This window comes from Streptomyces hokutonensis (genome assembly GCF_042751305.1).
GTDB lineage: Bacteria > Actinomycetota > Actinomycetes > Streptomycetales > Streptomycetaceae > Streptomyces > Streptomyces hokutonensis_A.
In genome coordinates this window covers 454,951-481,630 of sequence record NZ_JBHYWD010000001.1, presented here as the reverse complement: position 1 = coordinate 481,630, position 26,680 = coordinate 454,951, and the positions used below count along the sequence as shown (strand labels likewise).

The 26,680-nt window shown below is 71.2% G+C and carries 25 protein-coding genes; 9 read left to right on the top strand and 16 right to left on the bottom strand.

The genetic code is table 11. The features are described 5' to 3' along the window. The first annotated feature begins 19 nt into the window (after positions 1 to 19). Genes ACFXC1_RS02155 through ACFXC1_RS02145 form a run of 3 tightly spaced genes read left to right on the top strand, consistent with a single transcriptional unit; the run spans position 20 to position 1,925 of the window. Positions 20 to 157 (top strand): hypothetical protein, encoded by a 138-nt coding sequence (locus ACFXC1_RS02155; RefSeq protein ID WP_381237504.1) that lies wholly within the window; start codon positions 20 to 22, stop codon positions 155 to 157. After that, positions 154 to 816, top strand: coding sequence for a response regulator (locus tag ACFXC1_RS02150; protein WP_381237501.1), 663 nt, complete (start codon positions 154 to 156; stop codon positions 814 to 816). The genes ACFXC1_RS02155 and ACFXC1_RS02150 overlap by 4 nt, the downstream gene beginning before the upstream one ends. Continuing rightward, entirely contained in the window at positions 813 to 1,925 is a 1,113-nt protein-coding gene (locus ACFXC1_RS02145) for a sensor histidine kinase (protein ID WP_381237498.1), read from the top strand. The genes ACFXC1_RS02150 and ACFXC1_RS02145 overlap by 4 nt, the downstream gene beginning before the upstream one ends. A 150-nt stretch (positions 1,926 to 2,075) precedes the next feature. Here the strand turns inward: ACFXC1_RS02145 and ACFXC1_RS02140 are convergent, their stop codons facing one another. Continuing rightward, positions 2,076 to 3,149 (bottom strand): ricin-type beta-trefoil lectin domain protein, encoded by a 1,074-nt coding sequence (locus ACFXC1_RS02140; RefSeq protein ID WP_381237495.1) that lies wholly within the window; start codon positions 3,147 to 3,149, stop codon positions 2,076 to 2,078. A 158-nt stretch (positions 3,150 to 3,307) separates the two neighbouring features. Here ACFXC1_RS02140 and ACFXC1_RS02135 point away from each other — a divergent pair, with 158 nt between their 5' ends. Next, positions 3,308 to 3,913 (top strand): chorismate-binding protein, encoded by a 606-nt coding sequence (locus tag ACFXC1_RS02135; RefSeq protein WP_381237492.1) that lies wholly within the window; start codon positions 3,308 to 3,310, stop codon positions 3,911 to 3,913. Between the two features lie 167 nt (positions 3,914 to 4,080). Here the strand turns inward: ACFXC1_RS02135 and ACFXC1_RS02130 are convergent, their stop codons facing one another. Continuing rightward, the gene (locus ACFXC1_RS02130) at positions 4,081 to 4,788 is read right to left on the bottom strand and encodes a response regulator (protein ID WP_381237489.1); all 708 of its coding nucleotides are present in this window, start codon (positions 4,786 to 4,788) and stop codon (positions 4,081 to 4,083) included. Further along, positions 4,785 to 6,032: a sensor histidine kinase gene (locus ACFXC1_RS02125; RefSeq protein ID WP_381237486.1), complete on the bottom strand. Its 1,248-nt coding sequence runs from the start codon at positions 6,030 to 6,032 to the stop codon at positions 4,785 to 4,787. Before ACFXC1_RS02125 ends, ACFXC1_RS02130 begins: the two co-directional genes overlap by 4 nt. Positions 6,033 to 6,163: 131 nt before the next feature. Here ACFXC1_RS02125 and ACFXC1_RS02120 point away from each other — a divergent pair, with 131 nt between their 5' ends. Next, positions 6,164 to 6,730 (top strand): class I SAM-dependent methyltransferase, encoded by a 567-nt coding sequence (locus ACFXC1_RS02120; RefSeq protein ID WP_381237483.1) that lies wholly within the window; start codon positions 6,164 to 6,166, stop codon positions 6,728 to 6,730. 19 nt (positions 6,731 to 6,749) lie between these two features. Here the strand turns inward: ACFXC1_RS02120 and ACFXC1_RS02115 are convergent, their stop codons facing one another. Then, entirely contained in the window at positions 6,750 to 7,124 is a 375-nt protein-coding gene (locus ACFXC1_RS02115) for a hypothetical protein (RefSeq protein ID WP_381237480.1), read from the bottom strand. A 271-nt stretch (positions 7,125 to 7,395) separates the two neighbouring features. Between ACFXC1_RS02115 and ACFXC1_RS02110 the strand changes: the two genes are divergently transcribed. Both ACFXC1_RS02110 and ACFXC1_RS02105 read left to right on the top strand, forming a co-directional pair. Continuing rightward, on the top strand, positions 7,396 to 7,971 hold the full coding sequence (locus tag ACFXC1_RS02110; RefSeq protein WP_381237477.1) for a metal-dependent phosphohydrolase: 576 nt from the start codon (positions 7,396 to 7,398) through the stop codon (positions 7,969 to 7,971). A gap of 25 nt (positions 7,972 to 7,996) precedes the next feature. After that, positions 7,997 to 8,806, top strand: a complete 810-nt coding sequence (locus ACFXC1_RS02105; protein WP_381237474.1) for an SDR family oxidoreductase — start codon at positions 7,997 to 7,999, stop codon at positions 8,804 to 8,806. Between the two features lie 15 nt (positions 8,807 to 8,821). On the opposite strand, the gene ACFXC1_RS02100 is transcribed toward ACFXC1_RS02105, so the two are convergent. The 8 genes from ACFXC1_RS02100 to ACFXC1_RS02065 all read right to left on the bottom strand — a co-directional run bounded on the left by ACFXC1_RS02100 (position 8,822) and on the right by ACFXC1_RS02065 (position 20,515). Further along, positions 8,822 to 9,055 carry a hypothetical protein gene (locus tag ACFXC1_RS02100; RefSeq protein ID WP_381237472.1) on the bottom strand — a complete coding sequence of 78 codons (234 nt, stop codon included), beginning with the start codon at positions 9,053 to 9,055 and terminating at the stop codon, positions 8,822 to 8,824. 72 nt (positions 9,056 to 9,127) lie between these two features. Beyond that, entirely contained in the window at positions 9,128 to 10,621 is a 1,494-nt protein-coding gene (locus ACFXC1_RS02095) for an SDR family NAD(P)-dependent oxidoreductase (protein ID WP_381237469.1), read from the bottom strand. Positions 10,622 to 10,727: 106 nt separating this feature from the next. Beyond that, positions 10,728 to 12,053: a wax ester/triacylglycerol synthase family O-acyltransferase gene (locus tag ACFXC1_RS02090; RefSeq protein WP_381237467.1), complete on the bottom strand. Its 1,326-nt coding sequence runs from the start codon at positions 12,051 to 12,053 to the stop codon at positions 10,728 to 10,730. 155 nt (positions 12,054 to 12,208) lie between these two features. Further along, complete coding sequence (locus tag ACFXC1_RS02085; RefSeq protein ID WP_381237465.1) at positions 12,209 to 14,524, bottom strand: GH92 family glycosyl hydrolase; 2,316 nt, start codon at positions 14,522 to 14,524, stop codon at positions 12,209 to 12,211. A gap of 17 nt (positions 14,525 to 14,541) precedes the next feature. Beyond that, complete coding sequence (locus ACFXC1_RS02080) at positions 14,542 to 17,151, bottom strand: PA14 domain-containing protein (RefSeq protein ID WP_381237463.1); 2,610 nt, start codon at positions 17,149 to 17,151, stop codon at positions 14,542 to 14,544. 151 nt (positions 17,152 to 17,302) lie between these two features. Then, the gene (gene glgC, locus ACFXC1_RS02075) at positions 17,303 to 18,523 is read right to left on the bottom strand and encodes a glucose-1-phosphate adenylyltransferase (RefSeq protein ID WP_093623686.1); all 1,221 of its coding nucleotides are present in this window, start codon (positions 18,521 to 18,523) and stop codon (positions 17,303 to 17,305) included. Positions 18,524 to 18,574: 51 nt separating this feature from the next. Next, positions 18,575 to 19,726 carry a glycogen synthase gene (glgA, locus tag ACFXC1_RS02070; protein WP_381237462.1) on the bottom strand — a complete coding sequence of 384 codons (1,152 nt, stop codon included), beginning with the start codon at positions 19,724 to 19,726 and terminating at the stop codon, positions 18,575 to 18,577. A 39-nt stretch (positions 19,727 to 19,765) separates the two neighbouring features. Further along, on the bottom strand, positions 19,766 to 20,515 hold the full coding sequence (locus ACFXC1_RS02065; protein WP_381239399.1) for a (2Fe-2S)-binding protein: 750 nt from the start codon (positions 20,513 to 20,515) through the stop codon (positions 19,766 to 19,768). Positions 20,516 to 20,725: 210 nt separating this feature from the next. On the opposite strand from ACFXC1_RS02065, the gene ACFXC1_RS02060 reads away from it, so the two are divergent. Next, on the top strand, positions 20,726 to 21,850 hold the full coding sequence (locus ACFXC1_RS02060; RefSeq protein WP_381237460.1) for a DMT family transporter: 1,125 nt from the start codon (positions 20,726 to 20,728) through the stop codon (positions 21,848 to 21,850). Here ACFXC1_RS02060 and ACFXC1_RS02055 read toward each other — a convergent pair. Continuing rightward, on the bottom strand, positions 21,840 to 23,036 hold the full coding sequence (locus ACFXC1_RS02055) for a transglycosylase family protein (protein WP_381237458.1): 1,197 nt from the start codon (positions 23,034 to 23,036) through the stop codon (positions 21,840 to 21,842). The genes ACFXC1_RS02060 and ACFXC1_RS02055 overlap by 11 nt on opposite strands. 255 nt (positions 23,037 to 23,291) lie before the next feature. Here ACFXC1_RS02055 and gndA point away from each other — a divergent pair, with 255 nt between their 5' ends. Continuing rightward, on the top strand, positions 23,292 to 24,731 hold the full coding sequence (gndA, locus tag ACFXC1_RS02050; protein WP_381237456.1) for an NADP-dependent phosphogluconate dehydrogenase: 1,440 nt from the start codon (positions 23,292 to 23,294) through the stop codon (positions 24,729 to 24,731). 42 nt (positions 24,732 to 24,773) lie between these two features. Here gndA and ACFXC1_RS02045 read toward each other — a convergent pair whose 3' ends face one another. The 3 genes from ACFXC1_RS02045 to ACFXC1_RS02035 all read right to left on the bottom strand — a co-directional run bounded on the left by ACFXC1_RS02045 (position 24,774) and on the right by ACFXC1_RS02035 (position 26,678). Then, positions 24,774 to 25,127: a VOC family protein gene (locus ACFXC1_RS02045; protein ID WP_381237453.1), complete on the bottom strand. Its 354-nt coding sequence runs from the start codon at positions 25,125 to 25,127 to the stop codon at positions 24,774 to 24,776. A 518-nt stretch (positions 25,128 to 25,645) separates the two neighbouring features. Beyond that, positions 25,646 to 26,284 (bottom strand): aspartate/glutamate racemase family protein, encoded by a 639-nt coding sequence (locus ACFXC1_RS02040; protein ID WP_381239397.1) that lies wholly within the window; start codon positions 26,282 to 26,284, stop codon positions 25,646 to 25,648. A 49-nt stretch (positions 26,285 to 26,333) separates the two neighbouring features. Then, positions 26,334 to 26,678 carry a GNAT family N-acetyltransferase gene (locus ACFXC1_RS02035; protein WP_359614517.1) on the bottom strand — a complete coding sequence of 115 codons (345 nt, stop codon included), beginning with the start codon at positions 26,676 to 26,678 and terminating at the stop codon, positions 26,334 to 26,336. Between the last annotated feature and the right edge of the window lie 2 nt (positions 26,679 to 26,680).

Here is a 26,680-nt window from a genome sequence, read left to right as displayed (position 1 = left end):
CTTCCCAACCATCCCGCAGGTGACCGTAGTTGACCCCGCCGACCGGCGGGGCACCGCCGCCGACCGGCGGCGCGCGGAAGCACTCGTGGAACCGGTGGGCGGATCCCGGCGTCGTAGCGATCCGGCAGTGATCGGGCGGGGAGCGGTGCACGGATGATCCGGGTTCTGGTGGTCGACGACGAGGCCATGGTCCGTACGGGCTTCCGGCACATCCTCGATGCCGCGGACGACATCGAGGTGGTGGCGGCCGTGTCCGGCGGCGCGGCGGTCCGCACCGTGCGGGAGACGTGTCCGGACGTCGTGCTGCTCGACATCCGGATGCCGGATGTGGACGGGCTCACCGTGCTGGCCGAGCTGCGCCGGCTGCCGGAGCCGCCGGTGGTCGCCATGCTCACGACCTTCGACATGGACCAGTACGTGGCGGCGGCCCTGCGATCCGGCGCGTCCGGCTTTCTGCTGAAGGACACCGATCCGGAGCAACTGCCGTATCTCATACGTTCCTTGGCCGACGGCGGGGTCGTCCTGTCGGCCAAGGTCACCCGCACCGTCGTCGGCGGCTATCTGGAAGCCGATCCGCGCGGCCCGGCCGCCCTCGGCATCGGCCGGCTGACCGAGCGCGAACGGGCCGTGCTCGTCCTGGTCGCCGAGGGGCTGTCCAACACCGGGATCGCCGAGCGGATGCACCTCAGTTCCGCGACGGTCAAGGACCATGTGAGCGCCGTGCTGGCCAAGTTGGAGGTGGGCAGCCGGGTCCAGGCGGCGCTGCTCGCCGACCGTGCCGGCCTGCTCAGGGAATCGCCGCCGGAGGGCCGATGACTCCCCGCCGCCCGACCGCGCCTTGGCTCGACGCCGCGCTGCTCGCCGCCGCACTGCTGGACGTCTGGGTCCACGTCGACCCCGGCGACCGCATCGCCATGGCCTGCGCCCTGCTGGGCGCCTTCTCCCTCGTACTGCGTCACCGGCTGCCGCTGCTGACGTACCTGCTGGCGCTGCCGGCCACGTTCGTCACGGACTCGGTGCTCGCGACCCTCGCCGCGCTGTACACGCTGGCCTCGCTCTCCCGCCGTCGCGTCCTGCTGGCCTGCTGCGCGGCGGTGTTCACGGTCGGCGACACCACCGCATGGTCGTGGCCGGTACCCGAGTTCGCCGACCCGACGGACGCCCCGACCCTCATCACGATCACCTACAGCCTGGCTACGGCGACGGCCCCCGTCTTCCTCGGTCAGCTCGTCCAGGCCCGGCGCGAACTCGGTCTGCGCCTCTCCGAGATCACCGAGGCGCGCGAGCACGAACGCCGGTTGCTCGCCCAGAACGTGCTGGCCAAGGAACGCGCCCAACTGGCCCGGGAGATGCACGACGTCGTCTCCCACCAGGTCAGCCTGATCGCCGTACGGGCAGGCGCGCTTCAAGTGGGCAACCGGGACCCGGAGGTGAAGGAGGCCGCGGCCGACATCCGGCGGCTCGCCGTGCAGACGCTGGACGAACTGCGGCACATGGTCGGCGTGTTGCGCGCGGCCGGCAGCCGCCCCACCGAACTGACTCCGCAGCCGTTGCTCGCCGATCTGCCGCAACTGGTCGACGGCAGCGGCATCGAGGCCGAACTGCGGGCCGAACTGCCCCAGGAACTCCCGCCCTCGGTGCAGCGCGCCGTCTACCGCACCGTCCAGGAAGCGCTGACCAACATACGCAAGCACGCCCCCGGTTCCAGGGCCACGATCAGGATCGGGCAGGAGGACGGGACCGTGCACGTCGTGGTCGTCAACTCCGCCCCGCAACGCCCCGCGCTCCCCCTCCCGGGCTCCCACCACGGTCTGGTCGGCCTGCGGCAGCGCGCCGAACTGCTCGGCGGCAGCGTCAGCGCGGGACCAACACTCGACGGCGGCTACGAACTGCGGCTGGAGTTCCCGGTGCGGGACGCGTCCTGAGGCGGCTGTTCGGCCGGGCTCCGGGGGCCGATCCGCTCGGCGAGGTACCGCCGGTGGTCCGGGGCTCGAGAACCATGTCCGCGCTGCTACAGGCCCCCGCGTATCCATGTCAGCCGACCTCTCCGGACAACACACCCACGGGGCGTGCCGTCAGCCGGTGCTCCATTTCTGGTTGTCCCCGCCGGTGCAGCTCCAGAGTTGCAGCTCCGCGCCGTTGGCGGTCCCCGCGTCGGTGACGTCGACGCACTTGTCGGCCTGGACGTTGACCAGATCGTGCGCGGCGGTGAGCCGGAACTGCTGGGCCCCGGTGCCGTTGCAGGTGACGAGCTTGATCCACGCGCCGTCCGTGCGTGAACCGCCGTCGACGTCCATGCACTTGCCCAGGGAGCGGACCGTTCCGTCCGATCCGAACCGCCACTTCTGCCGGGCGGCGCCCGTGCAGTCCCAGATCTGCAGGCGGGTGTGGTCCACCGGCTTGCCTCCGGTCACGTCGATACACCGACTGGAGCCGTGCCCCCGGATCAGTACGCCCTGGGCAGCGGCGGCGGAGTCGGCGGCCGGCGAGGAACTCCCGGACGGCGCACCGCCGTTCTTGGCGCCGCCCTTCGAAGTGGCCTTGGCACCAGCGGTGTTCTTCCCTGATGCCGATGAACCGGCCGTCGGGGTCGGCTGCCGGGTGGAGTCGGCTTCGAGCGCGGAGGATTCGCCCGACGGCGAGGCGGAGTCGGACGAGTCGGTCACGTCCTCGTTCTGTCCGCTGCCCCGGACGGTGGCCGAACCGCTGCCGGCCGCCGAAGGCCCCTTGCCGTCGTCGCCGTCCATGAGGAAGAGGGCACCGGTCAGCAGGACGACGGCGGTAGCGGCGACGGCGAGCAGCACCCTGCGGCGCTGTGCGAGCCGGGAAACGGACCGGCTCGGAGCAGTCGTGATGTCGGCTCGACGGTCGGTCAAATCCCCGGCGAAGAAGTCGGTACGTCTCCCTGATGTCCCGGTGTCCGGCGCGCGCTCGGTGAATGCCGCGAACTCGGCCGCCGCCGCGGACATGGGCGGCGGGGACACGGGCCCCTCCCCCGAGGCGGGAGCGGGTCCCAGCGCGGCGGCGGCCTCGGCGATCGCCGACGGTCCCCTCGACCGGCGCGGCAGGGGCAGCGGCGCGGTGTCGGGCTGATCGGTCCGGGCGGCCGTGGCGGCCTCCGCCGTCGGGTCCTCGGAGGAGGCCGTCATGTCGTCCTTCCGGTACTGGGGTCGGGGATTCCTGCGCGGCCGCTACGACGTCGAAGTGTCGAGGACGTCGTGGTCGTCCGTGGTCGCCCGCGCTGGTCCGCGACGGCCTTGAGCGGGCGCCGGCGATCACCGTCCTCACGCTCGATGGCGATTCTGTCGTGCCCACGACCGCCTACGCAAAGGGCGACACGCGGGGGCCGTCCGGTGCCGGCGGTTCGCGGAGTTCGGTGTGCCTCGACGACCCCAAGGAGATCCACAAGCATGCGATCTCGGTCAGGCTCGCACTGGAAGAGCTCGACACGGTGTGCGACGACACCGGTGTCAGCGAATACATGACGGTCCTCGACCGCGGCACCGTGCAGCATCCGGCCTCCACCGTCACCGGCCGTCTCCGACCCGGCCTCGGCCCCTGGGACGCGTTCGCGACCCTCTTCCCCGCGGTCACCGCGACCGGTATCCCCAAGGCTCCGGCATATCCCCTGATCCGGACCCTCGAGGGAAGGCCCCGGGGCCTGTACGCGGGCGCGGTCCTGACCTGCGACGCCGACGGCACCCTCGACGCCGCCCTCGTGCTGCGCAGCGTCTTCCTACAGGACGGACGGTGCTGGATCCAGGCCGGGGCCGGCGTCGTACGGCAGTCCCGGCCCGAACGCGAACACGAGGAAACCTGCGAGAAGTTGCGCAGCGTCGCCCACCATCTCGTCCCGGCGAGCGGGCAGAACCCCGCCGCCACAACGGGGTTCACGGCAGACCCTGCAGCCTGACGGACAGTCCGCGCGGCCGCGTTACGGGTTCCGCGCCGGCACTGCGGTACGCGTCGGTCGTACGGGAGCGCACGTGAGAACTCGGTGTCGCGCGGTCCTGGTGTGTCGGCGCACAGGTACGCGGTCTGGGTGCTGCCGTACGCGGAGCCGTCTCGGTGCGTGACCGCTCAGTCCCCGACCCGTACCAGCCCGCTCTCGTAGGCGAAGATCACCGCGTGGATACGGTCCCGGAGGCCGAGTTTGGTCAGGATCCGGCCGAGGTGGGTCTTGACGGTCGTCTCCCCGACGAAGAGACGGTCCGCGATCTCGCCGTTGGCAAGTCCCTTGGCGACCAGGGCGAGGACTTCCCGTTCGCGCTCGGTGAGAGCCGCCAGGCGGTCGCGCTGCGCGGGGGCGGTCGCGGGGGCGTGCAGGACGAAACGTTCGACCAGTCGCCTGGTCAGCGAGGGCGCCACCATGGTGTCGCCCCGAAGCACCGCGCGGACGGTCACCAGGATCTCCTCGGCAGGGGCGTCCTTGACGAGGAAGCCGTTCGCGCCGGCCCGCAGCGCCGCGTAGGCGTACTCGTCGAGGTCGAAGGTGGTGACAAGGAGGATGCGCGGCCCATCGGGGAGCGCGCAGAGGATTTCGGTCGCGGCGAGGCCGTCCAGGCCGGGCATGCGGACGTCCATCAGGACGAGGTCCGGCTCCAGGGCGGCCACCCCCGCGATCGCCGCGTCACCGTCGGCGGCCTCGCCCACCACGGTGAGATCGGGCTGGCTGTCGACGACCATGCGCAGCCCCATCCGGATCAGCTCCTGGTCGTCGCAGATCAGCACGCGGGACGAGGACGACGATGGCGCGGTGCGATGCGGGATCGGAGTGAGGTCGGTCATGCGGTTGCCGCGGTGGGCTCGGGCTCGGCCGGGCGCAGGATCGCTACGACGCGGTAGCCGCCGTCGGGCGTGGGGCCGGCGTCGACGCGGCCGCCGTACAGGGCGGTGCGCTCGCGCATGCCGGTGAGTCCACGACCGGACGGGAGCAGCGGAGCCGGACATTGGCCATCGGCTCCGGCCGAGTTCTCCACCCTGACGCGCACGAGCCGCCCGGGCCCCTGGCTGCCGGTGTCGACCCGTACGTGGACCGTGGCGTCCGGCGGGGCGTGCTTGACGACGTTGGTGAGCGCCTCCTGCACGATGCGGTACGTCTGCGCGGTGAGATCCGCCGGAAGGCCGTCCCGTTGTCCGCGAAGGTCCAACTGGGCGCGTCTGCCGCCCGAGTTGAGGCGTTCGACCAGCCGCCGCAGATCGGCCGAGAGGTGTTCGCCGGGCCCGGTGACGGAGTCGTCGGCGGGGGCGTCCGCGTCGGGGGTGCGCAACACCTCCAGCAGTCGGCGCAGTTCACCCAGGGCCTCGCGACCGGTCGCGCTGATGACGCCGAGGGTGCGGTCGACGACGGCGGGGTCGACGTGCCGCATCAGCCTGCCGCCCTCGGCGTTCAGCACCATCACGCTCACGCTGTGCGCGAGGACGTCGTGGATCTCACGGGCGATGCGCGCCCGCTCCTCGGCGACGGCGACCTTGGCCAGGGCGAGGCGCTCCGACTCGGCGAGCGCGGCCCGCCGTTCGAACTCGGCGACGTAGGCGCGCCGGGCCCGGACGTACTCGCCGAACACCCAGGCCCCGGCCAGCAGAAGCCCCACCGCGAGCGGAGTGAGCCACTCCCCCCGGGCACCCTGGCCGCCGTAGTCCCGCTGCCACGCGGGGATCCACAGCAGCACGCAGGCGGCGGCGCAGACCACCGTCACCGCGGCAGCGCGGCGCAGGCCGCGCACGGTGAGGGTGGCCAGGACCGCGGCCAGGGCGACGGCGCCGCGCCCCGGCTCCTGCCCCCACACGTGTCCGAGGAACTGCGCCCAGAACGCCGCCGTCACCAGGGCCGCGACCAGCACCGGCCGGCGGCGGCGCCACAACAGGGGCAGTACCAGGGCGACGTAGACGACCACCTGAACCCACACCGGCCGCCACCCCGGCTCCGGGCGGATCACCGGCGGAACCGCCACCAGCACGACCAGCAGGGCGTCCGCCAGCCACGGGTGGCTCCGCCGCAGGCGGGACAGGGTTTCGATCAGCCGAAGCACTACTTCACGCTACGGCCGGAGCTGCTCCCCCACATCGTCCCGGCGGGCGTCATGGGGTCCTCCCACGGTCGTACACGCACCGGCCGGGGACACGACGTGCGGCCACGCCTGGCGCTTCCAGCATGGCCGCCATGTCGATCACCACCGAATTCCTCAGACGGCCCCTCATGACCGGTGCCGTGGCGGCCAGTTCACGACGGCTCGCCTCCGCGATGACCGAGGGCATCGGTCTGGAGGAGGCCCGGCTCGTGGTCGAACTCGGCCCGGGAACCGGGGTGTTCACCGACGCGATCCTCGCCCGGCTCGCACCCGCCGCACGGCTCGTCGCGATCGAGCTCAACCCGGTGCTCGCGGCACGGCTGTCGGCGACCCGGCGCGACACACGCCTGACCGTGGTACGGGGTTCGGCCGCCGAACTGGCGGCCGTGGCAGGCGAACCGGCCGATGCGGTGGTCTCCGGGCTCCCCTGGACGGTCATGCCCCGGGAACAGCGCGAGCTCATCCTGGACGCCGTGGCCGAAGTCCTCACGCCCGGAGGCCGGTTCACCACCTTCGCCTATCTGCACGCGTCCTGGACCCCGCCCGCCCGTCACTTCACCGCCGAACTGGCCCTCCGCTTCGGCGAGTTGGAACGGTCGCCCGTGGTGTGGGCGAACCTTCCACCCGCGTTCGTACACCGGGCCACCCAGAAGTCGTGACCGGGCGGGACACCGCCGCTCACCGGCCCGTCTCCGTGGTACCGGCCAGCGCACGGTCCAGCCAGACAATGATGGTCGGGAACACCTCGGGCAGTTTGCTCACCGCGCAGTGTCCGGTGTCGGGAACGAGGTTCACGACGGTGTCGCGGCGCCCCCGGAAGACGAGGGTGTCGTGCTGGGGCACATGGACGTCGTCGGCGCCGTCGACCACCGGCATGGGGCTGTTGCTGTCCTGGTCGAGCAGCGGGCGGAGGGAGGACTCCGCCCGGTGCAGGGCCAGTTCGTCGGGGGTGGGCGGCGCGTCGAAGCCCATCGTGTTGCCGAGGATCCCGTCCATCCCGAAGGCGTACGTCCGCACTTCGGTGAACGCCGCCTCGACCGGCCCGCCCAGCACCACTGCGGCGTCGACCTCACCGCCCGAGACCCGATCGGGCCGAGAAGTATCCGCCCATCGAGATGCCCAGGTGCGCGACCACGCCGTTGCCCAGCGACCGGGCGTGCCCGATCAGCCCGGTGACGATCTCCGCGCCGCCGGCGCCCGCGCCGGCGCGGACAAGACCGGCGTCACTGAAGGCGTCGCGCAGTTCAGGTCCCGTTGGCCGCTCCGAAAGCTCCGCATGATCTCCTGGCGTTCCGCACAGGCTGTCTCGCGGGAGGACTGACGCATGGAGTTGCGCAGCGTCGAGGAGCTGATGGACCTGCTGTACGCCTGCCGGGGCGCCTGGGACACCCCCGACCGGAGCGGCGATCCGGTCGACCTGCACGACCACGCACTGCAGACGGCCGCGCTACTGCGCCGAAGTCGCCCCGCCGACAAGGAACTCCAGATCGCAGGCCTGGTCCACGACATCGGGCATCTCCTGCAACCCGGGGACGACGCCGGACACGCCGGCCACGCGGCGGACGCCGTCCACGCCCTGCTCGGCGACCGCGTCGCCCACCTGGTCCGGCTGCATGTGCCCGCGAAGCGCTACCTGGCCACCGTCTCACCGGACCACGACCTGTCCGCGCAGAGCACCCTGACCCTTCGTGCCCAGGGCGGCCCCATGTCCCACTCCGAGGCCGCCGCCTTCGAGCACGATCCGCTCGCCGACGACGCGATCACCCTCCGCCAGGCCGACGACGCGGCCAAGGTCGTCGGCCTCGACGCGGGGGTCCTGGAGGACTGGCGCACGGTCCTGGGCATAGTGGCCGCCCGGAACTCATGGCTGCCCAACTCCCGTCTGGGGGCTGTCGACTGACGGTCCGTCATGAGATCGTACGGCGATGACGTCGTCGTCGTACGATCTGCGGGGCCGGGCCGTCCTGGTCACCGGCGGCACGCGCGGGATCGGGCGCGCGGTCGCCGAGGCGTTCGCCGGAGCCGGGGCACTGGTGTGCGTGAGCGCGCGGGACGCCGGTGAAGTGGCGCGCGCCGCCGAGGAGTTGGGCGGGGTCGGACTGGCCGGTGATGTCGGCGACCCCGAACACCCTCGGGAGTTGGCCGAGTTCGCGCTGCGCGCGTTCGGGCGGATCGACGTGGTCGTCAACAACGCGGCGACGAACCAGCCGTACGGCCCGCTGATGGAGGCCGATCCGGATGCCTGGCGGACGGCGTTCGCGGTGAACGTCGAGGCGCCGCTGCGGTTGACCCAGTGCGCGTGGCGGGCGTGGATGCGGGAGCACGGCGGCTCGGTGGTGAACGTGTGTACGGAGGGTGCCGGGCATGTCGGGCCGAACGTGGGGGCGTACTCCACCAGCAAGGCGGCGCTCCTTCACCTCACGCAGCAGCTCGCGGGGGAACTGGCGCCCGGGGTGCGGGTCAACTCCGTCTCCCCCGGACTCGTCCGCACCGAGATGGCGCGCTTCGTATGGGAGCCGGGCGAGGCGGAGGTCGCCGCAGGGCTGCCGCTCGGCCGGATCGGGGAACCGGCCGACATCGCACGGGCCGTGCTGTGGCTGGCCTCCGACCAGGCCGGGTGGATCACCGGGGCGGATCTGCTGGTGGACGGCGGGACACGGGTGCGGGCGGCGTACACGTCGGGCGGGTACGCCGTCCACGACCGGCTGAGGTCGGCGGTGCCGCCCCGGCCGTAGCGGTCTCCGTGAGGATCACGGGAACAGGGCGATCCCCACGAGGACCAGCAGGACGATCCCGGCGACGAGTGCGACGGTGGCCCAGGTCCCGCGGTGCTTGATCGTGGTCGTGGGCCCGCCGCCGCGCGGGCGGTCCTCCGGCAGCACGGGGTGTGCCGGTCGGTCGCTCGCGTAGAACTGTTCGTCGGTCGGGTAGTGGTTGCGCGGGTCTTCGAAGGCCCTCGGATCGATGCCGTGTGCACTGGCCATGGGAACTCCTCGCGCGGTGCTCACCAGGGCCGGGACCCGGCGGTCACCGGGACTCGGATCCGGGGTGGCGGGTTACCACTTGCCGGGCGCGTAGTCCTTCAGGAAGACGCCGTACAGGTCCTCGCCCTGCTCGCCGCGCACAATGGGATCGTAAACCCGGGCCGCTCCGTCGACCAGGTCGAGCGGGGCGTGGAAGCCCTCCTCGGCGAGGCGGAGCTTGTCGTAGTGGGGGCGTTCGTCGGTGATCCAGCCGGTGTCGACGGAGGTCATGAGGATGCCGTCGGTCTGGAACATCTCCTGGCCGCTGGTCCGGGTCACCATGTTCATCGCGGCCTTGGCGGCGTTGGTGTTCGGGTGACCGGCGCCCTTGTAGCCGCGGCCGAAGACGCCCTCCATCGCGGAGACGTTGACGATGTACGCGCGCTCGCTGGCCGCGGCCTTGGCGGCGGCGGCCATGGCCGGGCGGAGCTTGCTGATCAGGATGAACGGCGCGGTGTAGTTGCAGAGTTGGGTCTCCAGCAGCTCCACCGGGGAGATCTGCTCGATGGTCTGCACCCAGGTGTTGGTGTCGACCACGTCGGGGACCAGACCGCCGGCGTCGATCGCGGTGCCGTCGAGGTGCCGGGCGACGCTGGCGTTGCCCGCGACCAGGGCGAGGTCGGCGACCTGCTGGGCGTCGAGGCCGGAGATCCCGACGGGCAGCGCGGCGAGGCCGTCGACCGCGCCGGACCCGAAGGCGCCGATGACGTGGTGGGCGGGCAGCTCACCGGCGGGCAGCGGGGCGCTCTCGCCGTCGACGAGGGCCGCGTAGGCGGAGGGCAGCCGCCGTACGGTCTGCGTCGCGTTGTTGATCAGGATGTCGAGCGGGCCCGCCTCTGCCATCCGGTCGGCGAGGGCAACGGCCTGGGCCGGGTCGCGCAGGTCGATGCCGACGACCTCCAGGCGGTGCAGCCAGTCCGCGGAGTCGTCCATGGCCTTGAAGCGGCGGATGGCGTCCTTGGGGAAGCGCGTGGTGATGGTCGTGTGGGCGCCGTCGCGCAGCAGCCTCAGCGCGATGTACATGCCGATCTTGGCGCGACCGCCGGTGAGCAGGGCGCGCTTGCCGGTGAGGTCGGCGTGGACGTCACGCTTCTCGCGGTTCATGCGAGCGCAGTCGGGACAGAGCTGGTGGTAGAAGTAGTCGACTTCCACGTACCGGGTCTTGCAGGTGTAGCAGGAGCGCGGGCGCTGCAGTATCCCGGCGATCCGGCCCTCCTCCGTCACCGACGACGGGAGCAGGCCCTCGGTCTCGTCGTCGATGCGCTGGGCGGAGCCGGTCGCGGTGGACTCGGTGACGGCCTTGTCGTGCGCGGTCTTCGCGGCCCGGCGCTCCTGGCGGCGGCGCTGCTTGACGCTGCGGTAGATGCCCGCGGTGGCGCGGCGCACGGTGATCGCGTCGGGGTGGTCGACGTCGATCTTCTCCAGTTCGTCGAGCACGCTGAGGCAGACGGCCAGCCGCTCGGGGTCGATGCCGGGCCCGTACACGACCTCGTCCGGGGTCGTGGAGCCGTTCTCTGTCACCGTCATCGCGCTGCCGTTTCCTTGGGTCGTCCGCGGCGGCGCTCAGAGCGCACCGGCCGTCGAACAGGGAATTTTACGGAGCGCCGGGCCGCAGCACCAAACTCGTTCCGCGTCACGACCCGCAGGCGGTGATGAGTGTCTCCACCTCCTCGGTGAGGGCACGGGCGAACACATCGAGATCCGGTACGGCCTCGGCGTCTGCGACGAGCCCGTAGTGCACGTGTCCGCGGAAGGTGGAGACCGCGACCGCGAGGGACTGACCACTGGCCAGCGGGGCGTACGGGAAGACCGCGGTGACCGGGTTGCCGCCGAGCTTGAGACCGATGCTGGGCAGAGGGACGCTGGTGACGAGGATGTCGAACCAGAGCCGGGCGGCCTGCGCGGCGAACGGTCCGCCGAGCCGGTGGCCGAGCGCCGGTACGTGGTCGGCCAGCAGGGCGACGGCGCCGGCGCCCCGGTTGGGTCCGGCGTCCTTGTTGCGGTCCATGGCCGCGCGCACGGAGTCGAGCCGGGCCAAGGGGTCCGGGTCGTCGACGGGCAGCCGTATCAGGTACCCGGAGAGCCGGTTGCCCTGTGGTTGCGCGCTGCGCGGGCGCCGTTTGGAGACGGGGATCAGGGCGCGGGGCGCGACGCCCTCGCTGCCGTCGCCGCGTTCGTCGAGCCAGCGGCGCAGGGCGCCCGCGACGACGGCGATGAGCACGTCGTTGACAGTGCCGCCGACGGTCTTGCGGATCCGGTGCACGTCGTCGAGGTCGACGACGACTCCGGCGGTACGGCGGGTGCCCGACGGCTCGGAGGCCAGTGCCGCCGACGAGCGGACGTCGAGGGTCGAGCGGGCGACGGACGCCCCGATGTCGAGGGCCCGCCCGACGTCGGACAGGGCACCCCGCAGCAGCCCGGGCAGCTTGCGCACATCGGGCAGCAGGCCGCGCGCGGGCTCCTCGGGGCGGGGCCGCCGCTCGGGCATGTCCATCGGGTCGAGGATCGCGGCGGCGAGGGTCAGCGCCCGCAGTCCGTCGGCCAGGGCGTGGTGGAACTTGAACAGCACGGCGAAGGAGACACCGTCCTCGCCGGGCAGCACATGCGCCTCCCACGGGGGCCGGCTGCGCTCCAGCGGGCGTTCCATCAGCCGGCCCGCGACCTCCTGGAAGTCGGCGGTCGGGGCGTGCAGCCGGACGTGGTGCAGCGGGTCGAAGTCGGGGTCCTCCTCGCGGGTGGCGCTCCCGAAGGACAGGGACAGCGGCTGCCACACGTCCCGGATGCGCATGCGCAGCCCGGGGACGGCGGCGGCGCGGGCGGCGAGGAGGTCGGCGGCGTGGGCTCCCGCGGTCGGCGAGTGCGCGGAGAAGACGCCGAGCGCGCCCAGGTGCATCGGGTTCCGGTCGGACTCGATGTTCCAGAACGCCAGGTCGAGAGGAGCGAGCAGGTCAGAAGTCAAAGGCTTGCCTCGCGTCGACTAGGGGTGAGCAAGCAGTCAAGCGCCGACAAGCGATTACGGTCAAGTACGATCAAGCTACGCACAGTTAACAGCAGGTAACGACTCGCCCAGGTCCCGCCCCTGCGGGAGGGGCGGGACTCCAGTGGCGCCTGAGATCACTTCAGTGCCGGTGGTCCCGCCTGGGGTGACGTACCCCACTCCGACGGGTGCGGGCCGACCGTGAAGTCCAGCGACCTTACGGACCTCAGCAGCCCGGTGGTCAGATAGGTGCGGTCGTACGACGTCCCGTCCGTCCGGGCCGCCTGGATGTAGCGGTCGCCGGCCGAGGTGCCGGGCGCCTCGATGGTGAGCGCGCCGTGCGGGTAGTAGCGGCGGTCCAGGGTCAGGTCGACCCGTTCGAAGACGGGCGTGGACAGGCCCCAGGTGTCGTAGCCGGGCTGGACCGGGAAGATCCCGATCGACGACAGCACGTTCCAGGCGGACATAGTGCCGAGGTCGTCGTTGCCGGTCATACCGGTCGGCCCGTCCGTGAACAGGGTCAGCGCGGCATGCACGACATCGGTCGTCTTCCAGGGCTGTCCGGTCGACAGATAGGTGTACGGGGCGATGAGGTCGGGCTCGTTCTGCGGGTTGTACCTGTCCGCGTTGTAGTAGTCGTACGGCCCGTTGACCCACACCTCGCGGGCGGTCTTCGCGGGGTCGGCGAGCAATTGGTCGTAGGCGAAGAAGGAGTCCAGCCGGGCGTTGGCCGCCTGTTGCCCGCCGATGAGGTCGACCATGCCGGGCAGGTCCTGCGGCACCAGCCACTGGTACTGCCACGACGTGCCCTCGTGGAAGCCCTCGCTCTGCGCCGGGTCTGCCGGACCGACGAAGGCGCCGGAGGCGTCCCGGGCGCGGAAGAAGCCGGTGGAGGGGTCGAAGATGTTCCGGTAGCTCTGTGCGCGGGCCGCATAGCGTGCGGCATCGGCCCCATGGCCCAGCTCACGGGCCATCTGCGCGAGCATCGCGTCCGAGAGGGCGTACTCCAGGGTGGCCGAGGCCCCGTGGTCGTAGTCGGAGTCACCGGGCTTCGCGTGCGGGCGGTCCTTGATGTACGGCGCGAAGCCTTCGGCGATGTACTCCTTGTTGGCTTCCCGCCCGACCGCCGCCGATTCGGTGGGCGGCACGCCGTCGGCGTTCTGCTTCAACGCCCGGTAGGCACGCTCCTCGTAGCCCTTCAACAGGCCCTGCTGGTAGGCGTTGGTCAGGAACGGTGTGACCGGGTCGCCGGTCATGATGTTCGTCTCGACCGTGCCGTAGCCCCACTTGGGCAGCCAGCCGCTCTCCTCGTCGATCTTGATCACCGAGATCGCCATGTCCCGGGCCTCGCGGGGTGCGAGCAGGGCGAGGAGCTGGGACTGGGTGCGGTAGGTGTCCCACAGGGACCAGTTCTGGTAGTACGTGAAGTCCCTTGCCCGGTGCACCTGTTGGTCCCAGCCGGTGTAGCGGCCGTCTGCGTCGCTGCCGATGTTGGGCGCGAGGAAGGACCGGTACAGGGACGAGTAGAAGGTCCGGCGCAGACCGTCGGAACCACCCTGCGCGCGCACGTCGTCGAGCCGGTCCTCCCAGGCCCGCTGGGCGCGGTGGCGCACCGCGTCGAACGAACTCCCGCCCTCCGCACGGAGGTTGACCGCCGCGCCGTGCGCGTCGACGTACGACAGGGCGGTCGTCGCCTCGACCGTACGGTCCTTGCTCGTGTCGAAGCGGACGTACGCGCCGCCGCTCCCGGTCCTGGAACCGGCGGTCACCGTTGGACCGTTCCAGGTGCCGTAGGTGGCGAAAGGCCGGTCGAAGCGGGTGATGGTGTAGACGGTGTAGGGCTTGGTGTCCTGGCAGAAGCCGCGGCCCGTGATGGTGGTGCGCACGGTCCGGTTGTCGAGGACCTCCACCTTCGAGGAGACGCCGGAGTGCAGCGACTGGGCCGCGTTGAGCAGGACGTTGGCCTTGTCGGTGGCCGGGAAGGTGTAGCGCTGGACGCCGGTGCGGGCAGTCGCGGTCAGTTCGGCCTCGATGCCGGTTTTCAGACCGACTTGGTAGTAGCCGGGGCTCGCGTGTTCGTCGTCGTGGCTGAACTCGGCCGCGTACTGGGCGTAGTCCGTCTGTGTCACCTCACCGGTCGTGGGCAGTACGGGCAGGTCGCCGCCGAGCCCGCAGCCGACGCCGGAGAGGTGCACGAGGGAGAAGCCGCGGATGTGGTTCCGGGAGTAGTCGTAACCGGTGTTGTGGCCGGTGTCCGGCGAGAACTGCACCATGCCGAAGGGCACGGCGGCACCGGGATAGGTGTTCCCGTCGTTCTCGGTGCCGATGAACGGGTTGACCAGGTCGGTGAGTTGACCATCGGCAGAGGCCTCGGCTGCGGCGGGGGCGGCGAACAGCGCGGACACTGCCACCGCCCCCGCCATGCACAACCGCAGGCGCCGGGTCCATCTCATGGGTCCTCCAAGGGAGTTCAGGTGGTGGGGCACCCTGCGGGGGTCGCCTGCGAGGCGTCGCGGATCAGGGCCTGCTGAGCGGCCTTCACCCGTTGCGCGTCGGGCTTCAGCACCCGCCTGTCGTACGTCATCAGGCCGTTCAACTCACCCTCGACATCGGAGATCTGGGTGTAGACCGCGCCGTTGCTCCCCTGGCAGGTCAGCGCGTGCACCTCGGCGAGCTTGGCGAGGTAGTCGTCGGTGTAGGCGGCCGGGTCGACGTCCACGTACGACTGCTGGACCGACCAGGCGTGGCCGGGCACCGCGAGCCCGAGACCTCCGTACTCGCCACTCACCAGGGCGCGTTGGCCGTCCGGATGGGGTGGCAGGGCGGGGCTGGGATAGCCGTGCTCGTCGATGATGTCGCCGGTACCGCCGTCCACGCCCAGGTTGATGCCGGACATGCTGTTGACGAGCCGCGTCGGGTCCCAGGCCTTCGCCTGGTCGGCGATACGGGCCTCGTCGTACTGGCCCCAACCCTCGTTGAACGTCACCCACATGACGATCGACGGGCTGCTGATGTGCTGGTCGATCATCCGCTTCAGCTCGCGCTCGTACTCGGCGCGGGCGGTGGGCGACGGGGTCACCCCGGCGGTCATCGCGGGCATGTCCTGCCACACCATGAGGCCGAGCCGGTCGGCCCAGTAGAACCAGCGGTCGGGCTCGACCTTGATGTGCTTGCGCACCGCGTTGAAGCCCAACTCCTTGTGCACCTTGAGGTCGTGGGCGAGTGCCTCGTCGGTCGGCGCGGTGTAGAGGCCGTCCGGCCAGAAGCCCTGGTCGAGGGTGGCCATCATGAAGACCGGCTTCCCGTTGAGGACCGTGCGCGGGACGCCGTCGACCTTCTCGACGGCGATCGAACGCATCCCGAAGTAGCTGCCGACGCGGTCCTTGCCGACGGTGACCTTCAGGTCGTAGAGGAACGGGTTGTCGGGCGACCAGAGTTGGGGGTTCTTGATGGTCAGGGTGAGTGGGGCGCCGGTGCGGCCGTGTGCTGTCGCGACCTCGCGCTTGCCGTCGTACGCCGTCGCCGTGATCGGTACGCCGTCCCGAACTCCCTTCGCCTCGACGGAGAGTTGGCTCCTGGCGACGTCCGGGGTGAGCTTGAGGGAGTCGACGTGGTCGGGGGCGACCGGCTCCATCCAGACCGTCTGCCAGATGCCGGAGGTCGGGGTGTACCAGATGCCGCTCGGGTCGAGGCGTTGCTTGCCGATCGGGGGGTTCTCGCCGTTCGCCGCGTCGGTGGGGTCGTAGACGCCGACGATCAGCTCCTGGGTGCGGCCGGGCTTCAGGGCGTCGGTGACGTCGGCGCTGAACTTGTCGTAGCCGCCCTGGTGTTCGGTGACCTTCGTGCCGTTGACGTAGACCTCGGCCCGCCAGTCGACGGCACCGAAGTTGAGCATCAGCCGCTTGCCCGAGCCGATCTTCCAGTCGGCGGGGACGGTGAAGGTGCGGCGGTACCACATGCGGTCCTCGTGCCGTTCGAGACCGGAGAGCTGGGACTCGACGGGGTACGGGACGAGGATGCGCTCGGCGAGTGTCCGGCCGACGGGCGGGGACTCGCCCGCTGCGGCCGCCGCGAACTGCCAACTCCCGTTGAGGTTGCGCCAGTCGGTGCGGGTGAGCTGGGGGCGCGGGTACTCGGGGAGGGCGTTGCGCGGGCCCACCTGGTCGGCCCACTGGGTGCGCAGTTCGTAGGTGGAGCGGTTCGGGCCAGTACTCCAGAAGGCGTTGATAACGTTGCCATCGGCCGTGGCAAGCCCCGCCTCGCCGTCGTAGCGGATGTCCGCGGTGCCGGTCGCGGTGCCGGTTTTGTTGCCGACCACCGGCTCGGTGAGGGGCACGAGCAGGGTTCGCGGGTCGGCCGGGTCCAACTCGGCCGTCCCCAGGGGCCACTTGGCGCCGCCGATCACCGCTTCGAGGTGGTCGGTGAGGTCGGCCGGGGGTGCGGCGAGGGGCTGGGCGAAGTCGAGCTTGAGGGTGCGGCCGGTGCTGGTGACCTTGGCGGCGAGGGCGCCGTCGTAGTCGTAGCCGTCGGGGAGGCGGAAGGCCGACTGCGGGACGGGGACCTTGGTGCCGCCGGGTTCGGTCCAGCGGAGGTGGAGGTTGGAGCCGCCGTAGTGCTCGAAGTACTCGACCTTGATGTCGTAGGCCGTGCCGGCGGTCAACTCGACGGGGGCGGCGGTCTGTTCGCGGTCCCAGTCGTCGACCCAGTGGTCGATGACGAGCTGTCCTCCGATCCAGAGGCGGAAGCCGTTGTCGCCGATGATCGAGAAGGTGTGGGGGCCGGACTTCGTCGGGACGATCTTTCCGGTCCAGCGGATGCTGACGTCGTCGGACTGGCCGGTGGTGAAGGCGAGTCGGGGTTCGAGGTTGTCGAAGTCGAGGTTGGGGTCGACTCCCGTGGCCTTGAGGTCGGCGAAGTCGAAGGCGCCGGGGGCGGACTGGGTGTAGTACTCGCCCTTCAGGCCGTGGATCTCGACGGGGTCGGCGGCGGCGGTCGCGGTGGGGACGGCGGCCAGAGCGGCGATGCCGAGTGCCAGCGCGAGCAGTAACGCGAGTCGGTCTCTGAGACGTCTGATGCGCACGGAACCTCCATAACAACGTTGTCATGGGCAGCAGTTGGCATGACAACACGGATTCCGCCTTCCGTCCAGGGACATGACAAGCCTGCGTCACGACAAGGCAAAGCCCCGGTGCGGTCGGGACGCACCGGGGCCGGTGTTCGCAACTACGTGACTACGTGACCAGTTGGCCCTTCCCGAGGGCGATGACCCCGCCCTTGGAGACCGTGTACAGGTCGGCGTCGCGCTCCGGGTTGACGCCTATCGTCGCGCCCGGCGGCACCTCGACGTTCTTGTCCAGGACGGCGCCGCGGACCACCGCACCCCGCCCGATGTGGACGTTGTCGTGCAGGATCGAGCCCTGGACGACCGCTCCCGGGTCGACCACCACGCCCGGGGAGAGCACCGAGCGCGTGACCTGGCCGCGGATGAGGCACCCGGAGCTGATGATCGACTCGCTGGCCATGCCGCCGGCGTTGAAGCGGGCCGGGGAGAGCTGGCCGGAGTGGGTGTAGATGGGCCAGTTGCGGTTGTAGAGGTTGAAGGCGGGGCGCTCGGCGATGAGGTCCATGTGGGCGTCGTAGTAGGCGTCCAGGGTGCCCACGTCGCGCCAGTACCCCTGGTCGCGGGTGGTCTCGCCGGGGACGTGGTTGGCGCTGAAGTCGTAGAGCGCGGCCTCGCCCCGGTCGGTGAGCGCGGGCAGGATCGAGCCGCCCATGTCGTGCACCGAGCCGATGTCCTCGGCGTCCCGCTGGAGGGCCTCGATCAGGGTCTTGGTGGTGAAGATGTAGTTGCCCATCGAGGCGTAGACGCACTCGGGGTCGTCGACCAGGCCCGGCGGGTCGGCGGGCTTCTCCAGGAAGCGCTCGACCGTCTGGCCGTCCGAGCCCGGCGTGATCACGCCGAACTGCGAGGACTCCGCGCGCGGGACGCGGATTCCGGCCACGGTGACGCCCGCGCCGCTGTCGATGTGCTGGGCGAGCATCTGCCGGGGGTCCATGCGGTAGACGTGGTCGGCGCCGAAGACCGCGACGTACTCGGGACGCTCGTCGTAGATCAGGTTCAGCGACTGGAGGATCGCGTCCGCGCTGCCGAGGTACCAGCGCGGGCCCAGGCGCTGCTGGGCCGGGACCGGTGTGACGTAGTTGCCGAGCAGGCTGGACATGCGCCAGGTGGTGGTGATGTGGCGGTCCAGCGAGTGCGACTTGTACTGCGTGAGGACGCAGATGCGCAGGACGTCGGCGTTGACGAGATTGGACAGCACGAAGTCCACGAGGCGGTACGTCCCGCCGAACGTGACCGCCGGTTTCGCACGGTCCGCGGTCAGGGGCATCAGTCGCTTGCCCTCACCGCCCGCGAGCACGATTCCGAGCACCGAAGGACCACCACGACGCATGGCCGCTCCCCTCACCCTGGTTGATCCCAGCCTGCCCCTGAGCAGCGCACACTAAGCCTGTTTGAGGATCTCCGCGTAGAGCCGCGCGGTGCGCAGCGCCACGGCGTCCCAGCCGAACTCGCCCACCGCGCGCTTCCGCCCCGCCTCGCCCATGCGCTTCGCAGTCTCCGGGTCGGCGAGCACGGAGTCGAGGGCCGTCGCCAGGTTCTCCTCGAAGTTTTCCTCGACGGACACCAGCAGGCCGGTCTCGCCGTCCGCCACCACCTCGGGGATGCCCCCGACCCGGGAGGCGACCACGGCGGTACCGCAGGCCATCGCCTCCAGGTTCACGATCCCGAGGGGCTCGTAGACCGAGGGGCAGGCGAAGACGGTGGCGTGGGTGAGGAGCTGGATGACCTCCGGGCGGGGCAGCATCTGGGGAATCCAGTGCACGCCCTCGCGGACCCGGCTCAGCTCCTCGAAGAGGTCGCGGAACTCCCGGTCGATCTCCGGCGTGTCGGGCGCGCCCGCGCACAGCAAGACCTGCGCGGCCGGATCGAGACCGCGCACCGCGCGCAGCAGATGGGGCACGCCCTTCTGGCGGGTGATGCGGCCGACGAACAGCACGTAGGGGCGGTCGGGGTCGATGCCGAGCCGGGTGAGCACGTCGGTGCCGTGGTCGGGTTGGTAGAGCGTGGTGTCGATGCCGTTGTGGATGACCCGCACGGTGGCCGGGTCCAGTGACGGGTAGCAGCTGAGGATGTCCTCGCGCATGGCTCCCGATACCGCCACCACGGCGTCCGCGGCCTCGATCGCGGTGCGCTCGGCCCAGCTGGAGAGGGCGTATCCGCCGCCGAGCTGCTCGGCCTTCCAGGGGCGCAGTGGCTCCAGGGAGTGGGCGGTCATGATGTGCGGGACGCCGTAGAGGAGCTTGGCGAAGTGGCCGGCGAGGTTGGCGTACCAGGTGTGGGAGTGGACGAGTTCGCGGCCTTCGAGGGCGGCGGCCATGGAGAGGTCCACGGAGAAGGTGCGCAGGGCGTCGTTGGCGCCGTCCAGGGTCGGCCAGGAGCGGTGGCGCACGACGCCCTCCGTGCGGCCCTCGCCCCAGCAGTGCACGTCCAGGTCGACCAGGGGCCTCAACTCCCGGGCCAGGAACTCCACATGGACGCCCGCGCCGCCGTACACATCCGGCGGGTACTCCCGGGTCAGCAGTCCCACTCGCACCCGTAACCCCTTGATCTCGGCGGCTGATTGCACTCATGGTCACCCAGAAGCGGCTTTCGCGGAAGGGCCGGGCGGCTGTGTGAAGCAGCAGTCGCCGCAGACCCCGCCCCCGGGGACCCGGTAGTAGAGGCAGCAGCTGCGGCGCCGGAAGGCGGTTCCGGTGAGGATTCCGGTGCCGGCGAGGAGGGGGTGGGCGAGGAGTTCCGCCGTGAGGGCACGCGCGCGCGTGGCCACTTCCGTACGGCCACGCGCGCGTGCCCAGCGGTCGAGTTCACGGGCCGCGCCCGCGAGCGCGGAGGCCGCGTTGCCCCACAGGAGGCCCGCGGACATGCGGTGGCGGGCGACCAGGGCGGCGGTCAGGGGTTCCAGGTGGCCGTGGAGCAGGACGTCCGCCAGGGCGTCGACGGGCAGCGGGCGGACCTCGGCCAGCCACAGGTCGTCCGGGGCACTGCTGCCCGCGTCCCAGTGCAGCAGGTGCGGGTCGAGGTCCGGGATACGGCCGTAGAGGGCGGCGCAGCCGAGCGCCGCCGACCACAGGCGGGCCGCGAGGGCCTGTTGGGCGATCGAGGCGGCAATGCGCAGCTCGGGGGCCTGGAGACGTTCCGCGACGTCATGGACACGGAAAGTCAGGGAATTTCTGTAAACATCCGACACCGGGTTTTCGTAGGTCGTCGCGAGCGTCGGCAGCGGGCCGTCCGGGGCTGCGCCCGTGCGTAGTACGAAGAAGCCGCCGAGGGGGCGGAGCGCGGCGAGTTCGGGGTCGAGGTCCACGAACAGCAGTAGTACCAAGGCTTCTAGGGGTTCCACCCAGGGGGTGTCCCCCTGATGTCACCCACCTTGGGGAGGACAAGGGGGGTTTCGTACTCCATCGGCAGTACTACCCAATCGGTGCTCAGGTACGACGACGGGAAGAACATCGACCGGCATCGTGTTCTGTATGAAAGCCGACCGTTCGCCGCGTGGTGCCAGAGGCCCCCGCCTGACGCAGAGGAGCTGCCGATGAGCGCCCTCGCGTTGTCCATCGTGCTGTCGCTCGTCTCCGCCGTGGCCTACGCGGGTGGAGCGATCGTGCAGGAGCGGGTCGCGGTGTCCTCCCCCGACCAGGAGTACGCGCCGCTGCGCCGCCCGAGCTGGTGGGCGGCGGTCGCGCTGAACGGCACCGGAGGTCTGCTGCACGTGGTGGCGCTGGCCTACGGCCCGCTGAGCCTGGTGCAGCCGCTGGGCGCGCTGACCATCGTGTTCGCGCTGCCGATGGCGGCCCTCTTCGTCGGCCGCAAGGCCGGTTCCACCGCCTGGCGCGGCGCCATCATGGCGACGATCGGTCTCGCCGGTCTGCTCTCCCTTGTCGGCGCCTCCGACAGCCACTCGCTGAGCACCGCCCAGCGGGTGTCCGTGGCGGTGTTCACCGGCGCGGTGGTCGCGACCCTGATGATCGCGGGCCGCGCGGCACACCGGCACCCGGCGGTGCGCAGCGTGCTGCTGGCGACCGCGTCCGGCATAGCGTTCGGCATGTCCTCGGTGTTCACGAAGACGGTGACGGTCGACTGGGACAACGGCGCGATATCGGCGACCGACATCCCCTTCCTCGCCGTGATCGCCGTGTTCGCGGTCGGCGGTCTGATGCTCTCGCAGGCCTCCTACCGGGGCGCGGGCCTCGCGGCTCCGCTGGCGATCCTGACGGTCGTGAACCCGGTGGTGGCGGCCGTCGTCGGCATCACGATGTTCGGCGAAACCTTCCGCTACGGCACGACGGGCACCCTGCTCGCCCTGAGCGCCGGAGTGGTCGCCGCCGGTGGCCTGATCCTGCTGACCACGGAGCGGCTGGAGAGCGAGCACGCACCGTCCACCACGGCGGCTCCCGTCGCGCCGTCGCCCATCGAGGAGTTGCTCGACGCCCTCCCTGGACAGCCCGTCGACGTGAGCGCGAACGTCGACGTGGACCTGGGCGTCACGGCCGGGGACGTTCTCGTCCCGACGCCGGCGGCGATCCCGGCCGACGAGGGTTACGGGACCCTGGAACCGGCCGGCTCGGCCGAAGCGCCGAGCTACTTCGGCCCGTTCCACGCCGGGCTGTACGTGATGATGCCGGTCCACGACCGGCATCGCACACGAGTCAAATCGTGACGCCACCGGCCCGCAGATAGGCGAGCGGGTCGATGTCGGTACCGAAGCCGGGCCCCGTCCGCACCTCGAAGTGCAGATGCGGGCCCGTGGTGTTGCCGGTGGACCCCGACCGCCCGATGCGCTGCCCGGCGCCGACGGACTGCCCGTCCCGCACCGAGATCGCGGACAGGTGGGCGTACTGCGAGTACCGCCCGTCGGCGTGCCGGATCACCACTTGATAGCCGTACGAGCCGCCCCAGCCCGCGGTGACCACCTGCCCTGCCTCGATGGCCTTGACCGAAGTGCCGGTGGGGACAAGGAAGTCGACGCCGGTGTGGTAGCCCTTCGACCAGGCGGAGCCCTCCGCGTGGTACGCCGTGCCGATGGGGGCGTTGACGGGGGCGACGAGGGAGCGACTCGTCGACTTCTTGGTGGTGGTCTTCTTCGTCTCGGTCCTGGTGGCTGCCTTGGTGGCCGGTTTCGTCGTCGTACGGGTCTTCGCCTCGGCCTTGGCGTGCAGGCTCAGCCGCTGGCCCGGCAGGATCAGGTCCGGGTCGTCGCCGACGGTCGTGCGGTTCGCGGCGTAGAGCCCGTGCCAGCCGCCGTCGACGCGCTCGGTCTCGGCGATCCCGGAGAGGGTGTCGCCACGCACGACCGTGTACATCTCGACGGTGCCCGCGCGGGACTGCGGTGTGGTCTGCGGCTGTACGTCCTTCACGGACCGCTTGACGGTCTGCGTCTTGGCGTCCTCGGCCTTGGTGCTGCCGGCCTTGGTGCTGCCGGTCTTCGTGCCCCCGACATGGATGTCGGGGGTGCCGCCGCCCCGGGTGAGCCCGGCACGCACCGAGCACACCGGCCAGGCGCCGGGGCCCTGCCCCTTGAGCACCTTCTCCGCGACGGCGATCTGCTGGTCCCGGGTGGCCAGATCCGCGCGGCTCGCGTACGCCCTGCCGCCGTAGGCCTCCCAGGTGGACTGGGTGAACTGGAGCCCGCCGTAGTACCCGTTGCCGGTGTTGATGCTCCAGTCACCGCTGGACTCGCAGGCTGCGACCTTGTTCCAGGTGCTCACATCGGCCGCCTGGGCGCTGCCCGCACCGGCACCGACGAGAGGGATCGCGATGCCCGCACCGCCCGCCGTGACCGTGAGGAGCGAGGAACGGTTGATCCTGTTCGGCTGATACCGGCGGTGCCGGCCGCGTACGGCCATGGAGAATCCCCCTCGACATATGTCAGGAGGGCCAAAAGTAAGCGCCACGAACAGGCCATGACAAGACGGCAACCGGCCGCCCTGTGGCTCAAGTGGCGAGCGGGCCGCTCCGGTTGCGGTGAGCGCGTGCGGGCGGGGTACCGGCAGGCCAGGATGGACCGAGCGGCAATACTGGCGAGCACGACCGGTACCACCGATGTTCAGGACCTTCCTGATCTTTGGGCTTGATCTTCCTGATCTTTAGGAGCCAACCGAATGAGCACTTCAGCGCAGATCGGCGTCACGGGCCTCGCGGTCATGGGCCGCAACCTCGCCCGGAACTTCGCGCGCAACGGCTATACGGTCGCCGTGCACAACCGGACCGCGTCCCGCACCCACGCCCTGGTGGAGGAGTTCGGCGGCGAGGGCGACTTCATCGCGGCGGAGACGGCCAAGGACTTCGTGACCGCGCTGGAGCGTCCGCGCCGGCTGGTCATCATGGTCAAGGCCGGTGAGCCGACGGACGCGGTGATCCAGGAGTTCGCCCCGCTCCTCGAACCCGGCGACATGATCATCGACGGTGGCAACGCGCACTTCGCGGACACCCGCCGCCGCGAGCGCGACCTGCGCGAACAGGGCATCCACTTCGTCGGCATGGGCGTCTCCGGCGGCGAGGAGGGCGCGCTGAACGGGCCGAGCATCATGCCCGGTGGCCCGAAGGAGTCGTACGACTCGCTCGGTCCGATGCTGGAGAAGATCTCCGCGAAGGCGGAGGACGGGGCGCCCTGTGTAACCCATGTGGGTCCCGACGGCGCCGGGCACTTCGTGAAGATGGTGCACAACGGCATCGAGTACGCCGACATGCAGCTGATCGGCGAGGCGTACCAGCTGCTGCGCGATGTCGCCGGGTACTCCCCCGCGCAGATCGCCGACATCTTCCGCACCTGGAACACGGGTCGGCTCGACTCCTACCTGATCGAGATCACCGCCGAGGTGCTGTCCCACGTGGACGCGGCCACCGGCAAGCCGTTCGTGGACGTGGTCGTCGACCAGGCCGAGCAGAAGGGCACGGGACGCTGGACGGTCCAGATCGCCCTCGACCTCGGCGTCCCGGTCTCCGGGATCGCGGAGGCGGTCTTCGCCCGCTCGATCTCCGGCCACGCGGCACTGCGCGAGGCCTCACGGGGTCTGGCCGGACCGACGGCGACCCCGCTGGGCGAGGCCGAGGCGGGGGCCTTCGCGGACCGGGTCGAGCAGGCGCTGTACGCGTCGAAGATCGTGTCGTACACGCAGGGCTTCCACGAGATCGCGGCGGGCAGCGAGGAGTACGACTGGAACGTCGACCTCGGCGCGGTCTCCTCGATCTGGCGCGGCGGCTGCATCATCCGCGCGGCCTTCCTGGACCGTATCCGTGCCGCGTACGACGCCCGCGCGGACCTGCCGAGCCTGCTGTCCGACGAGACCTTCGCGCAGGAGATCGCGGCGGCGCAGGACGACTGGCGCGAAGTAGTCGTCGCGGCGACCCGCCAGGGCGTCCCGACGCCCGGTTTCTCCGCGGCCCTCGCCTACTACGACGCACTGCGCGCCGAGCGGCTGCCCGCGGCGCTCACGCAGGGACAGCGGGACTTCTTCGGGGCGCACACGTACCGCCGGGTGGACCGGGACGGCTCGTTCCACACCCTCTGGGGCGGTGACCGCTCGGAGGTCTCGGGCTGACCCCGTCTACTGCTGTGCCGAGCCCGCCTGCCGGGGATCCGGTCAGGCGGGCTGCCACAGTTCGATCCGGTTGCCCTCGGGATCGGTGACCCAGCCGAACCGTCCGACACCGTCCATGTCCTGTGTCTCCGCGTCCACGTCCGCGCCCTTGGCGCGCAGTTGCGCGAGCATCGCGTCGAGGTCACGGACCCGGAAGTTCAGCATGGTCTGCTGGGTCCGGGACCCGAAGTAGTCGGTGTCGGCCGGAAAGGCCGCGAACACCGTCGGCCCGGCCTCCTGCTGCCACAACCCGTGCTCGTCGACGTCCAGGCCGAGGCAGTCGCGGTACCAGGTGGTCAGGGCCGCCGGGTCGCCGGCCCGCATGAAGTGTCCGCCGATTCCAAGCACACGTTCCATGTCAGCCATCCTGCCAGGAGGGTGGCCGGGACGGCGGGCTCAGGCGGGCTCAGTCGGGCCGGGCGTCATGACCGACCGGCCGGGCGACCTGCGGGTGCCCGGCTTCATGCGGCCGGCTTCAGGTGAGCGGCGGTCCCGGCTCCGGGTTCGGCACGGGTTCCGGGCCCGGCGGGATGGGCGATGGAGAGGGCTCCGGGGTCGGACGGGGTGGGACCGGGCCGGGGACGGGGCCCGGCGTGGGCCGGGGCGTCGGCGGTTCCGGGTCCGGGCCCGGTGTGGGGCCGGGGCCGGGAGTCGGGCCCGGCGGTACGGGACCGGGGCCCGGGATCGGTCCCGGGGGTACGGGGTCAGGGCCAGGGGTCGGTCCGGGTGGTACAGGGTCGGGGTACGGGTTGGTCATGGTGTCCTCCAGCCAGTGGGTGCGTCGGCTCTGGACTACTCCCCCGCCTACCCAGCACCCGAGCCGCCACTCACCCGGGCGGCCTCATCCGGCGCACAGTCCCCGGGCTCTGCCGAACTCACCCCACCCGCACCGCCCGAGCCCCCGCACCCAGCCCCAGCCACGGGCTCGACAACACCGGCACCGTCGTGGTCGTCAGTTGCCGGGCGCCGGCCATGGACCCCTGTGCAAGGACAATCGCGTCGGCGTCCCCGACCGCATCCACGGCGTCGGCGACCAGACGGGCGCGGCCCTCGTTGTCGCCGGTCTCGAAGCGGGCCCAGGCGCCTTCCACGAGGAGGGTGCGGACCGCGACGGGGCGGTCGATGCGGCGGGCCTCCTCCTCGATCAGCGCCGCGGTCGGCCCCAGCGTGCTCTCCAGCGTGGCGGCCACGACGACCCGGGTACCGGTGGCGACGGCGGCGGCCGCCATCGGTCGGTCACCGCGCAGCACCGGTACGCCGACATCGGCACCGGCCGACTCCGCCACCGCGCCGATGGTCGAGCAGGTGCACAGGACCGCCCGGGCCCCTTGGGCGACGGCCTCCTCAAGCGCGTGCCGTACCGCGTCGGTCACCGCTTCCGGGCCCTCGCGGCGGGCCCGCGCCAGCAGCTCCTCGTCGACGAAGTGCCGTAGTTCCAGGCCCTGGTGGTCCTCGTCGCGCAGGGCGTCGAAGACCGGGATGTGGGCCGGTGAGGTGTGCAGGAGGGCGAGCACGCCGGCGGGACCTTTCGTCAGAATGCTCACGAAGACAGGGCCTTCGGTTCTAGAACCGTCCGGGATGCGCCGTCAGCCACTCCATCGCCGCCTTCTGCAGCGCGGGGTCCGCGGCCGGGGCCTCGTCGGGGTGGCGGGCCGCCCACTTCACGACGTACGGGCAGAGCGGGGCGACGACGATGCCCTCGCGGGCGGCGATGCCGTACAGCTCGCGGGCCAGTGAACCCGCGATGCCCTTTCCCTCGTGGGCCGGTTCCACGATCGTGTGGACCGGGACGAGGGCGCGCTGGGGCGATTCGAGGACGAAGTACTCGATGTGGCCTACGACTTCGCCGTCGCCGATCGCCTCCAGGCGGCCCGCCGCCCGGTCGTCGCGGATCTCGATCTCGCTCATGG

What these genes read in the sequence shown, in the direction of transcription:
- ACFXC1_RS02150 (WP_381237501.1), top strand. Translation starts at nt 154, where the DNA reads ATGATCCGGGTTCTGGTGGTCGACGACGAGGCCATGGTCCGTACGGGC.
- ACFXC1_RS02145 (WP_381237498.1), top strand. Translation starts at nt 813, where the DNA reads ATGACTCCCCGCCGCCCGACCGCGCCTTGGCTCGACGCCGCGCTGCTC.
- ACFXC1_RS02140 (WP_381237495.1), bottom strand. Translation starts at nt 3,149, where the DNA reads ATGACGGCCTCCTCCGAGGACCCGACGGCGGAGGCCGCCACGGCCGCC.
- ACFXC1_RS02130 (WP_381237489.1), bottom strand. Translation starts at nt 4,788, where the DNA reads ATGACCGACCTCACTCCGATCCCGCATCGCACCGCGCCATCGTCGTCC.
- ACFXC1_RS02120 (WP_381237483.1), top strand. Translation starts at nt 6,164, where the DNA reads ATGTCGATCACCACCGAATTCCTCAGACGGCCCCTCATGACCGGTGCC.
- ACFXC1_RS02110 (WP_381237477.1), top strand. Translation starts at nt 7,396, where the DNA reads ATGGAGTTGCGCAGCGTCGAGGAGCTGATGGACCTGCTGTACGCCTGC.
- ACFXC1_RS02105 (WP_381237474.1), top strand. Translation starts at nt 7,997, where the DNA reads ATGACGTCGTCGTCGTACGATCTGCGGGGCCGGGCCGTCCTGGTCACC.
- ACFXC1_RS02100 (WP_381237472.1), bottom strand. Translation starts at nt 9,055, where the DNA reads ATGGCCAGTGCACACGGCATCGATCCGAGGGCCTTCGAAGACCCGCGC.
- ACFXC1_RS02095 (WP_381237469.1), bottom strand. Translation starts at nt 10,621, where the DNA reads ATGACGGTGACAGAGAACGGCTCCACGACCCCGGACGAGGTCGTGTAC.
- ACFXC1_RS02085 (WP_381237465.1), bottom strand. Translation starts at nt 14,524, where the DNA reads ATGAGATGGACCCGGCGCCTGCGGTTGTGCATGGCGGGGGCGGTGGCA.
- glgC (WP_093623686.1), bottom strand. Translation starts at nt 18,523, where the DNA reads ATGCGTCGTGGTGGTCCTTCGGTGCTCGGAATCGTGCTCGCGGGCGGT.
- ACFXC1_RS02060 (WP_381237460.1), top strand. Translation starts at nt 20,726, where the DNA reads ATGAGCGCCCTCGCGTTGTCCATCGTGCTGTCGCTCGTCTCCGCCGTG.
- ACFXC1_RS02055 (WP_381237458.1), bottom strand. Translation starts at nt 23,036, where the DNA reads ATGGCCGTACGCGGCCGGCACCGCCGGTATCAGCCGAACAGGATCAAC.
- gndA (WP_381237456.1), top strand. Translation starts at nt 23,292, where the DNA reads ATGAGCACTTCAGCGCAGATCGGCGTCACGGGCCTCGCGGTCATGGGC.
- ACFXC1_RS02045 (WP_381237453.1), bottom strand. Translation starts at nt 25,127, where the DNA reads ATGGAACGTGTGCTTGGAATCGGCGGACACTTCATGCGGGCCGGCGAC.
- ACFXC1_RS02035 (WP_359614517.1), bottom strand. Translation starts at nt 26,678, where the DNA reads ATGAGCGAGATCGAGATCCGCGACGACCGGGCGGCGGGCCGCCTGGAG.